This is a genomic window from Streptomyces sp. NPDC006510, from assembly GCF_040611955.1.
Taxonomy (GTDB): domain Bacteria; phylum Actinomycetota; class Actinomycetes; order Streptomycetales; family Streptomycetaceae; genus Streptomyces.
This window is the reverse complement of sequence record NZ_JBEXPH010000001.1, coordinates 71,671-82,903: the sequence shown is the minus strand read 5'-3', so window position 1 is coordinate 82,903 and position 11,233 is coordinate 71,671. Positions and strand designations below refer to the sequence as shown.

Sequence of the window (11,233 nt, the reverse complement as noted above, 5' to 3'; positions counted from 1 at the left end):
GCCGAAGGCCCTACGCCGCGTCCCCGTCCAGGTACCCGACCAGCCAGGCCGGGAACTCCGTCAGGGACGACAGGACGACGTCCGCCCCCGCCGCCCGGAGTTCCGTCGCGTCGCACGGGCCCGTGGTGACCGCCACCGACAGGGCGCCGGCCGTGCGGGCGCCGCGTACGTCGCCGGTGTGGTCGCCGACGTAGATGTGCGCGCCGTGCTCGCGCAGGGCGTGGCCCTTGGCCTCTGCCCAGAGGCCGCCGATGATGGCGTCGGGCTCGATGCCGAGGTGGGCCATGTGGAGTTCCGCGCTCGGCTGGTGCTTGGCGGTGACGACTATCGTCCGGCCGCCCCGTTCGTGGATCGCCGCGACCGACTCCCGGGCGCCCGGCAGCGCGAGGCTGGGGTCGATGGCGTGTGTGGGATAGATCTCGCGATAGCGGTCGGCGGTCGCGGCCACCACCTCGGCCGGGAACCAGTGCCGCAGCTCTTCGTCGACCGGCGGGCCGAGCCTGCTCACCACCAGGTCGGCGTCGATCGGTGTCCCCGTTTCGGCGGAAAGTGCCAGGTAGGCAGCCTTGATGCCGGGCCGGGTGTCGATGAGCGTCATGTCGAGGTCGAAGCCGACCGTCAGGGGGTGCGAGGGCATGGCAACCATTGTCGTGGGGGTGGGTGGCACATCCGTCCCAGGTGCGGCCTTCGGCCCTGAAACGGCGGTGCTTAGACTTAGCCAAGCCTTACCTTCGCACCGTTCTTCGCCACCTGTTCTTCGCCACTTGATTGGGTCCGATGTCAGCCGCCGCTCCACGCCGCTCCAGACGCGCACTCGCGACGGCGGCGGCCGTCGTGGCGCTGCTCGTGGCGGTGCTCCTCAGCCTGGCCGTGGGGGCCCGCTCCATACCCCGGGCCGAAGTGTTCGATGTCCTGCTGCACGGCGGGCACTCCGACAATGCCGAAGTCATCCGGAACATGCGCGTGCCGCGCACCCTGATCGGGCTGATGGTCGGCGCAGCACTCGCCCTCGCGGGCACGGTGCTCCAGGGCATCACCCGTAACCCCATCGCCGACCCCGGCATCCTCGGCATCAGCCAGGGCGCCTCGGTGGGCGTGGTGCTGGCCATCGCGTACGCCGGGATCCACACCCTGACGGGGTACGTGTGGTTCGGCTTCGCGGGGGCGGCGATCGCCTCCGTCGCCGTGTACGCGATCGCGTCGAGCGGGCGCGGGGGCGCCACCCCCGTGAAGCTCGCGCTGGGCGGCGCCGCCATCAACGCGCTGCTGGTGTCGGTGACCTCGGCGGTACTGACGACCAAGGCGTCCGCGCTGGACGAGTTCCGTTTCTGGCAGGTCGGCTCGCTGGGCGGGCGCGAGGCCGAGGTGGCGGCGCAGATCTGGCCGTTCATGCTGGTCGGGACGGTGCTCGTACTGTCCGTCGCCCGCGGGCTCGACGCGCTGGCGCTCGGCGAGGATGTCGCGAAGGGGCTCGGGCAGAACGTCGCGACGGTACGGATCGTCGGCGGCATCGGTGCCACCGTGCTGACCGGTGCCGGTGTCGCGGCGGCCGGGCCGATCGCGTTCATCGGGCTCGCCGTCCCGCACATCGCCCGCGCGATCGTCGGCTCCGACCACCGCTGGGTGCTGCCGATGGCGGCGCTGATCGGGCCCGTGATGCTGCTGGTGTCCGATGTGATCGGCCGTATCGTCTTCCCGCCGAGCGAGGTTCCGGCGGGTGTGATGACGGCACTGATCGGGGTGCCGTTCCTGGTCGCCCTCGTACGCCGGAAGGCGGTGCCCGCATGAGCGCCGAAGCTGCGGTCCGGGTGCGGCCCGCCGGGTATCACGTCGTACGGATCGGGGCGCGGGCGCGGTTCCTGCTGCACCGGCGGGCGGCCCTGGTCGCCACCGCCCTCGTCGTGCTGCTCGCCGCCGTCTGTGTCGCGTACCTCTGCGTCGGCGAGAGCTTCGTCGCGCCCGGCGAGGTCGTGAAGGTGGTGCTGGGGCAGCCGTCCCCGGACGAACTGGTCGTCGGCACGCTGCGGCTGCCGCGGATGACCGTGGGGCTGCTGGTCGGTGCGGCCTTCGGGATCGCCGGTGCGCTGATCCAGACCGTCGCCCGCAATCCGCTGGCCAGCCCGGACATCATCGGCATCAGCCAGGGGGCGAGCGCGCTCACGGTCGGCGCGATGACCTTCGGCATCACCTCGTACACCGTGCTGCCGTACCTCTCCGTGATCGGCGGGGTGGCCGCGGCGGCGCTCGTGTACGTCTTCGCCTGGCGCGGCGGGCTGCACGCCACCCGCTTCGTCCTCATCGGCATCGGCTTCGCCATCGCGCTGCGCTCGGTCACCACGCTGTTCCTGACGAAGGGCGACTACCTGGTCGCCCAGCAGGCACAGATCTGGATGACCGGCTCGCTCAACGGCCGCGGCTGGGCCGAGGCCGCGCCGATCGGCTGGACGCTGCTGATCCTGCTGCCCGCCGTCCTGTGGGCGGCCCGCGCCCAGCGCACCGTCTCGATGGACGACGACACCGCGACCGCGCTCGGGGTACGGCTGGGGCGGGTACGGCTGGGGCTGGTCGCGCTCGGGGTGGTCCTGGCGTCCGTGGCGACGGGGACGGCCGGGCCGGTCGACTTCGTGGCGCTCCTCGCCCCGCAGATCGCCCGCAGGATGACCCGCACCGCACAGATCCCACTGCTCTGCTCGGCGCTGCTGGGCGCGGTGATCGTGGTGTTCGCGGATCTGCTGGCACGCAGGCTCTTCTCGCCCACCGAGCTGCCGGTGGGCGTACTGACGGCGGCGGTCGGCGCCCCGTATCTGATCTGGCTGATCATCCGCGGTCAGGGCGGCGGTCGCGGCCGTAGTGGAGGCACAGCATGAGTTCGACCCCTATGTCCGACACCACGGCGACCGGCACCGGGGCCGCGACCGGCAACACGGCGGACGCGACCGGTCGGCTCACCGCGCGGGAGCTGACGCTCGCGTACGAGGACCGCACCGTCGTCGACGCGCTGGACCTCGACGTCCCGGACGGCCGGGTCACGGTCATCGTCGGCCCGAACGCCTGCGGCAAGTCGACCACCCTGCGCGCGCTCGGCCGGCTCCTCAAGCCGCGCGGTGGGGCCGTGCTCCTCGACGGCACCGAGCTGTCGAAGATCCCCACCCGGAAGATCGCACAGTCGATCGGGCTGCTGCCGCAGACCCCGGTGGCCCCCGAGGCGATCACCGTCAGCGACCTCGTCGCCCGCGGGCGTCAGCCGCATCAGCACTGGTGGCAGCAGTGGTCGGAGGAGGACGAGCGGGCGGTGACGGACGCGATGGAGCGTACGGACATCACGGCGCTCGGCGAACGGTCCGTGGACGAGCTGTCCGGCGGTCAGCGCCAGCGGGTCTGGATCGCGATGGCGCTCGCCCAGGAGACCGATCTGCTGCTGCTCGACGAGCCGACCACGTACCTCGACATCGCGCACCAGGTGGAGGTCCTGGACCTGGTGCGCCGGCTCACCGCCCCGGCGGCGGACGGCAGCCGCGGCCGGACCGTCGTCACCGTGCTCCACGACCTCAACCAGGCCGCCCGGTACGCGGACCACCTGGTTGCCATGAAGGCGGGCCGGATCGTCGCCGAGGGCCGCCCGCAGGACATCGTCACGGCCGGTCTCGTACGCGAGGTCTTCGGCCTGGAAGCGGTGATCGTCCCGGACCCGGTGACCGGTTCGCCGCTCGTGGTGCCGGGTGCTCCGTGGCAGGCCGAACCGGCTCGGTGAACCCGCGCACCGGTCCCGGTCACCCCGGCGCGTACGCGACCGACGACCAGCCCCACTCCTTCGAACCCACGACAAGAAAGTAGGGCTTCCCATGGCCCCCTCCATCCGCCGCCGCGGCCTCGCTCTCGGCGCTCTCTCCCTGGTCGGCGCGCTCACGCTCTCCGCCTGTGGATTCTCGGAGTCCGGCGGGAGCGCCAGCGGCTCCGGCTCCGACTCCGGAAGCGCCGAGACCCACACGGTCAAGACGGCCATGGGTGACGTCAAGGTCCCCGTGGATCCCAAGCGCGTCGTGGTCCTCGACACCGGTGAGCTGGACTCCGCGCTCACCCTCGGCGTGCAGCCCGTCGGCGCGACGCACTCGGCGTCGGAGGACAGCTTCCCCTCCTACCTGCCCGCGGACCGGACGAAGGACATCAAGGAGGTCGGCGAGATCGCCAACCCCAACCTGGAGACCGTCGCCTCGCTGAAGCCGGACCTGATCCTCACCAGCAAGGTCCGGGACGGCGACCGCTACGAGCAGCTGAAGGCGATCGCCCCCACCGTGATGACGGAGTCCACCGGAACCGCCTGGAAGGAGAACTTCCAGCTGCACGCGGAAGCGCTCGGCAAGCAGGCCGAGGCGAAGAAGGTCGTCGCCGACTACGACGCCCATGTCGCGAAGGTGACCGAGGCGATCGGCGGCAAGGAGAAGGCCGCCGACACCGACGTCAACTTCGTCCGCTTCGTCGAGGGCGCCGACATCCGCATCTACGGCAAGCAGAACTACATCGGCTCGATCCTCGCCGACCTCGGCATGGGCCGCCCCGCGATCACCGACAAGGCCAAGGACGGCTTCTCGTACGACGTGTCGCCCGAGAAGATCGACCTGGCGGACGCGGACGTCGTCTTCACGTCGACGTACGGCGACCCGGCGAAGGCGGGGACGACCAAGACGATGAACAGCGGCCTGTGGAAGGGGCTGAAGGCGTCCAAGGACGGCAAGGTCTTCAAGGTCGACGACCGGCTGTGGATCGCGGGCATCGGCTACACGGCCGCGGGCCAGATCCTCGACGAGTTCCAGACGAAGATGACCGGCTGACGTTCGGGCGAAGCCGACCGGCCGACGTTCCTTTTCAAACGAAGACGACCGGCTGACACCCGGCCGTCAGACCGCCTCACGCCCGGCCGTCACGACCGTGGCCTCCGCGACCTCCACACCAGGTAGAGCGCGGAGGCGACGGCCGCCCCCCGCACCACCCACGGCCACATCTGACCGATCGCGTCGCCCATCTGCCCGCTGCCGATGGGCTCGCCCCACCGGCCGTCGCTCCTGCCCCACAGCCAGACCAGAGCGCCCGCCGCGACCACGCCCGGCAGCCCCATCGCGGCCCACTTCGCCTCCGCGCGGGACAGCGTGCGCGAGCTGTACGCGAGCAGCCAGCCGCCCGCCAGGGCCAGCCAGGAACCCGTCACGGCGCCCGCCACCAGCAGCACGGCCGCGAGCAGCAGCAGCGGGTGGGAGATCCCGCGCCCGCCCGCCCCGTCCTCGCGCGGCGCACGGCGGCGGAGCCGCGGAAGCCGGCGGCGGCGCGGCGCCTCCTCCTCCTCGTCGCCGGTATCCTCGCCGGACTCCTCGTCCTCGTCCGGCTCCTCGTCCACCGCCGCGCGCGGGCGCGGCACCGCGTCCCGGGACGGCGGCGGCCTCATCATGTCCGGGATCTCGACGCCGCCGACGAACCCCGGCACATCGACCCCGTCACCGAACGGCCCCGGCTCGATCCGCCACCAGTCGGGCTCGCTCCCGGACGGCCCCAGCTCGTCCGTACCGGCCATGTGCGGCGGCGAAGGCACCCGGCCGCGCGACGCCTCCGGCGTACCGGAGGTGGGCTCCTCCGGCTGCGACGCGCCCTTGCCTGAACTGTCTTTGCCGTCCTTCCGGAGCAGCCCCTTGCGCGGACGGGGAATGCCGCGTCCTTCCTCCGCCGCGGGCTCCGGCTTCCCCGCGATCTCCACCGGACCGTCGCCCGACGTGGCCGCGGCGGCCACCAGTTCGTCCGGTGTGCCGAGCCTCCCGATGATGCGGCGGACCGCCGCCGGGCTGTCTCCGGACTGCTTCCCGCGCTGTCGGTCGATCTCGCCCCGGAGCGTCGACACGAGCCTCATCCGGGCGGCCGAGGACAGCTGTTGCTGCTGTGCCAGGTCCCCGACCCGGCTCAGATAGTCGTAGACCAGCTGGTCGCTCTCGATCCCCACGCGATCGTTCCCCTCTACCGCCCTGCACCGACGGTAGCGCCCTCAGAGCCTCTCGGGCCCGTCCGGAGCGACTACCGTGGGACGGATGGGGATGACCACACCACCGCGGACGCTCGCCGAAGCACTTCGCGCCCGGGACGACGAGTCGCTGGCCGGGCTGCTGCGCGCCCGCCCCGATCTCCTCAACCCGGTGCCGGGCGACATCACCCAGCTCGCCACGAGGGCCGGCACCCGCGCCTCCGTCGTACGCGCGCTGGAGCACCTCGACAAGTTCGCCCTGCAGACTGCCGAGGCGCTCGCGGTGGCCGCCGAACCCACCCCGTACGGGACACTGCTCGGCCTGCTCACCGGCGACGGCCGGGACGACGGCGAGCACCGCGACGACGCGGGCGCGGCGATCGCGGACGCGCTGCCCGGTGCCCTGGCCACGCTGCGCGAACAGGCCCTCGTCTGGGGCGAGGACGAGCGGCTGCGGCTGGTGCGCACGGCGCGCGAGATCCTCGCGCCGTCCCCGCAGCACGCCTCCCCCACCGGTCTCGGGCCGAGCGTCGCCGAGGCGACCTCCGGCATGTCGCCGGGCCGCCTCCAGGAGATCCTGGCCACCGCCGGGCTGCCCGCCACGCACGACCCGGTCTCCGCCGTGACGTCCCTGTCCGCGCTCTTCACCGACCGGGCCAGGATGGCCGAGCTGCTGGACTCCGCCCCGGCCGAGGCCCTGGCCGTGCTGGACCGGCTGGTGTGGGGGCCGCCGTACGGGGAGGTGACCCCGAACCCCACCCCGCCCGTGAAGTGGCTGCGCGACCACGGGCTGCTGCTGCCCGTGTCGACCCGCACCGTGGTGCTGCCCCGCGAGGCCGCCCTGCATCTGCGGGCCGGGCGCGCGCACCGCGTACCGGAACCGCGGCCGCCCGCCGTGGAGGCGGTCGCCAGCCGCGATCCACAGGCTGTGGACAGCGCCGCGGCCGGTCAGGCGCTCCTCGCCGTGAACACCGTCGAGGAGCTGCTGAAGAGCTGGAACGGCGGCGGCCCCCCGATACTGCGGGCCGGCGGGCTCAGCGTCCGTGAGCTGAGGAAGACCGCCACCGCCCTGGAGGTCCCCGAGCAGGTCGCCGCGTTCTGGGTCGAACTCGCCTACGCGGCCGGGCTGCTGGCCTCCGACGGGGAGGCCGACGAACGGTACGCGCCGACGCCCGCGTACGACGACTGGGCCGAGCTCCCCGCCCAGGAACGCTGGGCGGCCCTCGCCACCGCCTGGCTCGCCGCCACCCGCACCTCCGGCCTGGTCGGCGGCCAGGACGCCAAGGGCCGGGCCCTGTCCGCGCTGGGCCCCGAACTCGACCGCTCCGCCGCCCCGGAGGTGCGCCACCGGGTCCTCGCCCTCCTCGCCGCCCTGGACCCCGGCACCGCCCCCGACCCGGAGACCGTCCTCGCCCGGCTGCGCTGGGAGCGCCCGCTGCGCGGCGCAGCCGCCTCCGCCGGGGACACCACCGATCTGCGGTCCCGGCTCGCCCTGTGGACGCTCAACGAGTCCGAGCTCCTCGGCATCACCGGCCGCGGCGCGCTCGCCACGCACACCCGCGCCCTGCTCGACGCCGGACCGGCCGAGGCCGCCGCGCTGCTCGCGCCCCTCATCCCGGAGCCGCTGGACCACGTCCTGCTCCAGGCCGACCTCACCGCCGTCGCCCCCGGCCCGCTGGAACGCCCGCTGGCCGACATGCTCTCCGCCCTCGCGGACATCGAGTCGAAGGGCGGCGCGACGGTCTACCGCTTCACCCCCGGCTCCGTACGCCGCGCCCTGGACGCCGGGCAGTCCGCGGCCGATCTGCACGCCTTCCTCGCCGCCCACAGCCGCACGCCCGTCCCGCAGCCGCTCAGCTATCTCATCGACGACGTCGCCCGCCGCCACGGCCATCTGCGGATCGGCGCCGCCTCCTCGTACGTGCGCTGCGACGACGAGGCCGTGCTGAACGAGATCCTCGCCGACAAGCGCTCGGTCACCCTGCGGCTGCGCCGGCTCGCGCCGACCGCCCTGGCCGCCCAGGTCGACCCGGCCTCCCTGCTCGAAGGGCTGCGCGAGATGGGCTACGCCCCGGCCGCCGAGTCCGCCGAGGGCGACGTCCTGATCACCCGCGCGGGCGCCCTCCGCACCCCGCCCCGCACGGCCCCCGTCCCGGTGCCCGAGGGCCCTCCGGTGCCGGACGACACCCTGCTCGGCGCGGCGGTACGGGCGATCCGCGCCGGGGACACGGCGGCCACGGTGGTCCGCAAGGACGCCCCGGAATCACCCGGCGCCCCCACGGCCACGCCCGGCGCCCTGCCCCGTACGACCTCCGCCGAGACCCTCGCCACCGTCCAGGCCGCCGCGATGACCGGATCGGCGCTCTGGATCGGCTATGTGAACGCGGACGGCGCCGCCAGCCAGCGCGTCATCGCCCCGGTGCGGGTCGAGGGCGGCTTCGTCACTGCGTACGACCACACGGCGGACGAGGTCCGCACGTACCCGCTGCACCGCATCACCGGCGTCGCCGAACTGGCGGACGACGCGACGGCCTGACCCTCAACGCATCCCCGTCCTCATCGGCCACCGCCGGGCGCGGCAGTGTGTGCGAATCGGGGGTGGGTCGGCCGATGAAAGGGCACACTCTGTCGTGTCCACGACGCTGGAGGGGGATGTCATGCGGCGCACCGATGCGGCCAGGCAGCTGGGGGGATTCGTCCGTGAGCACCGTACCGACGGGGGCAGACGGCTGCGGCACGCCGGAATCATGCTTGTCGTCGGAGCGGTGGGCATGGCCTTCGGGGTGCCGGTGGCCGTCGCGTCGATCGGCACCACCGAGGGGGCGCCGGAGCTGGCCGGCCTGCTGCTCGGCGTCGGGCTGGTGGGGCTGGGCCTGGGGATCTGGCGACTGGTCCAGGGGTTCCGTACCCGTGAGCAGTGCTTCGACGTCCACGAGCGGGGGCTGACCCACCGCGTGGCGGGCACCGCCACGCTGATCCCGTGGCAGGACATCGCGTCCGTCGGCGCGCACGGCGCGGACGGCCGGCCCCTGGCCGAGGCCCGCGGCATGGGCTTCACCTGCGACATCACTCTGAACGACGGACGCAGGATCCGCATCGACACCTTCACCGAGGACGTCCGGCAACTGGCGCAGACCGCCCACCGCGCCGTACACCTGGGCCGGCTCCCCGAGGGGCGGGGCAGCCGCCGGGCGGACTGACCGGCGGCCCCGCACCCAGCACCACCGCGCCCGGATGCGGCACACTGGACGTTTGGCCGGTACCGGCCGTCCACGGCTGTATCCGGCCGTCCCCGCAGCAGAAAGGGCCGACGCGCGTGACCGGACCCCTCATCGTCCAGAGCGACAAGACACTGCTCCTCGAAGTCGACCACGACCAGGCCGACGCCTGCCGTCGGGCCATCGCGCCCTTCGCCGAGCTGGAGCGCGCGCCCGAGCACATCCACACCTACCGGCTGACCCCGCTCGGGCTGTGGAACGCGCGGGCCGCCGGGCACGACGCCGAGCAGGTCGTCGACGCGCTCGTGCAGTACTCGCGTTATCCCGTTCCGCACGCGCTGCTCGTCGACATCGCCGAGACGATGGCCAGGTACGGCCGCCTCACCCTCTCCAGGCATCCGGTGCACGGCCTGGTGCTGACCTCCACCGACCGGCCCGTGCTGGAGGAGATCCTCCGCTCCAAGAAGGTGCAGCCGCTGGTCGGGGCGCGGATCGACCCGGACACCGTGGCGGTGCACCCGTCCGAGCGCGGGCAGATCAAGCAGACGCTGCTGAAGCTGGGCTGGCCGGCCGAGGACCTCGCGGGTTACGTCGACGGCGAGGCGCACCCCATCGAGCTGGCCGAGGACGGCTGGGCGCTGCGGCCGTACCAGAAGCAGGCCGTCCAGGGGTTCTGGCACGGCGGATCGGGTGTCGTCGTACTGCCCTGTGGTGCGGGGAAGACGCTGGTCGGGGCCGGTGCCATGGCCCAGGCCAAGGCGACCACGCTGATCCTGGTGACGAACACGGTCTCGGCCCGGCAGTGGAAGCACGAGCTGGTGCGGCGGACCTCGCTGACCGAGGACGAGATCGGCGAGTACAGCGGTACGCGCAAGGAGATCCGGCCGGTCACCATCGCCACCTACCAGGTGCTGACGACCCGTCGCAAGGGCGTCTACCCGCACCTGGAGCTCTTCGACTCCCGGGACTGGGGGCTGGTGATCTACGACGAGGTACATCTGCTGCCCGCGCCCGTCTTCAAGTTCACCGCCGATCTCCAGGCCCGGCGGCGGCTCGGCCTCACCGCGACGCTGGTGCGTGAGGACGGCCGCGAGTCGGACGTCTTCTCGCTGATCGGGCCCAAGCGGTTCGACGCCCCGTGGAAGGAGATCGAGGCGCAGGGCTACATCGCACCGGCCGACTGTGTCGAGGTGCGGGTCAATCTGACGGACTCGGAGCGCCTGGCGTACGCGACCGCCGAGACCGAGGAGAAGTACCGGTTCTGTGCGACGACCGCGACGAAGCGGGAGGTGACGGAGGCGCTGGTGCGCAAGCACCGCGGCGAGCAGACCCTGGTCATCGGGCAGTACATCGACCAACTCGACGAGCTGGGTGAGCATCTGAACGCCCCGGTGATCAAGGGCGAGACGAGCAACGCCCAGCGCGAGAAGCTCTTCGACGCGTTCCGGGAGGGCGAACTCAAGGTCCTGGTGGTCTCGAAGGTCGCGAACTTCTCGATCGACCTGCCGGAGGCGACCGTCGCCATTCAGGTCTCGGGGACGTTCGGCTCGCGCCAGGAGGAGGCGCAGCGGCTCGGCCGGGTGCTGCGGCCGAAGGCGGACGGGCACGAGGCGCGGTTCTACTCGGTGGTCGCACGCGACACGATCGACCAGGACTTCGCGGCGCACCGCCAGCGGTTCCTGGCCGAGCAGGGGTACGCGTACCGGATCGTGGACGCGGACGAACTGCTGACCGACAGCTGACCTGCGGCCGACCGGCGCGGGCTCAGCGGTCGCGGCGGCTGACCGACGGCCGGCGTGGTCGTGCTCAGCGGTCGCGGCGGCGGACGCCCGCCTCCTCCGCGTACTCGCCGAGCACGACCACGCCGAACGCGGCGCGGACGAAGACCTTGACGGCGCGGACCGCGTCGCCGACACGGTGGGTGCGGTGATGACCGGTGGCCGCGGTCGCGCCGTGCGCGGGGCCGGTCCTGCGGGGGTTCAGGAGGACTGTGCTCATGTCTTCCATGGTCCTG

The 11,233-nt window shown here is 72.9% G+C and carries 10 protein-coding genes; 7 read left to right on the top strand and 3 right to left on the bottom strand.

Annotated features, from left to right (window positions below; genetic code table 11):
• Positions 1-10: 10 nt before the first annotated feature.
• Positions 11-646 carry an HAD family hydrolase gene (locus ABZY11_RS00405; RefSeq protein ID WP_356476956.1) on the bottom strand — a complete coding sequence of 212 codons (636 nt, stop codon included), beginning with the start codon at positions 644-646 and terminating at the stop codon, positions 11-13.
• Positions 647-777: 131 nt separating this feature from the next.
• Here ABZY11_RS00405 and ABZY11_RS00400 point away from each other — a divergent pair, with 131 nt between their 5' ends.
• From ABZY11_RS00400 to ABZY11_RS00385, 4 genes are all read left to right on the top strand, one after another.
• On the top strand, positions 778-1,788 hold the full coding sequence (locus ABZY11_RS00400) for an iron ABC transporter permease (RefSeq protein WP_356476955.1): 1,011 nt from the start codon (positions 778-780) through the stop codon (positions 1,786-1,788).
• Positions 1,785-2,867, top strand: a complete 1,083-nt coding sequence (locus ABZY11_RS00395) for an iron chelate uptake ABC transporter family permease subunit (protein WP_356476954.1) — start codon at positions 1,785-1,787, stop codon at positions 2,865-2,867. Before ABZY11_RS00400 ends, ABZY11_RS00395 begins: the two co-directional genes overlap by 4 nt.
• 11 nt (positions 2,868-2,878) lie before the next feature.
• Complete coding sequence (locus tag ABZY11_RS00390; RefSeq protein ID WP_356477073.1) at positions 2,879-3,751, top strand: ABC transporter ATP-binding protein; 873 nt, start codon at positions 2,879-2,881, stop codon at positions 3,749-3,751.
• Between the two features lie 91 nt (positions 3,752-3,842).
• Positions 3,843-4,829: an iron-siderophore ABC transporter substrate-binding protein gene (locus ABZY11_RS00385; protein ID WP_356476953.1), complete on the top strand. Its 987-nt coding sequence runs from the start codon at positions 3,843-3,845 to the stop codon at positions 4,827-4,829.
• 89 nt (positions 4,830-4,918) lie between these two features.
• Here ABZY11_RS00385 and ABZY11_RS00380 read toward each other — a convergent pair whose 3' ends face one another.
• The gene (locus ABZY11_RS00380; protein WP_356476952.1) at positions 4,919-5,983 is read right to left on the bottom strand and encodes a hypothetical protein; all 1,065 of its coding nucleotides are present in this window, start codon (positions 5,981-5,983) and stop codon (positions 4,919-4,921) included.
• Positions 5,984-6,068: 85 nt separating this feature from the next.
• Between ABZY11_RS00380 and ABZY11_RS00375 the strand changes: the two genes are divergently transcribed.
• The 3 genes from ABZY11_RS00375 to ABZY11_RS00365 all read left to right on the top strand — a co-directional run bounded on the left by ABZY11_RS00375 (position 6,069) and on the right by ABZY11_RS00365 (position 10,961).
• Positions 6,069-8,537, top strand: coding sequence for a helicase C-terminal domain-containing protein (locus ABZY11_RS00375; protein WP_356476951.1), 2,469 nt, complete (start codon positions 6,069-6,071; stop codon positions 8,535-8,537).
• Positions 8,538-8,658: 121 nt separating this feature from the next.
• Positions 8,659-9,201, top strand: a complete 543-nt coding sequence (locus ABZY11_RS00370; RefSeq protein ID WP_356476950.1) for a hypothetical protein — start codon at positions 8,659-8,661, stop codon at positions 9,199-9,201.
• A 116-nt stretch (positions 9,202-9,317) separates the two neighbouring features.
• Complete coding sequence (locus tag ABZY11_RS00365; protein WP_356476949.1) at positions 9,318-10,961, top strand: DNA repair helicase XPB; 1,644 nt, start codon at positions 9,318-9,320, stop codon at positions 10,959-10,961.
• Positions 10,962-11,025: 64 nt separating this feature from the next.
• On the opposite strand, the gene ABZY11_RS00360 is transcribed toward ABZY11_RS00365, so the two are convergent.
• Positions 11,026-11,217, bottom strand: a complete 192-nt coding sequence (locus ABZY11_RS00360) for a hypothetical protein (protein ID WP_356476948.1) — start codon at positions 11,215-11,217, stop codon at positions 11,026-11,028.
• Positions 11,218-11,233 lie beyond the last annotated feature (16 nt).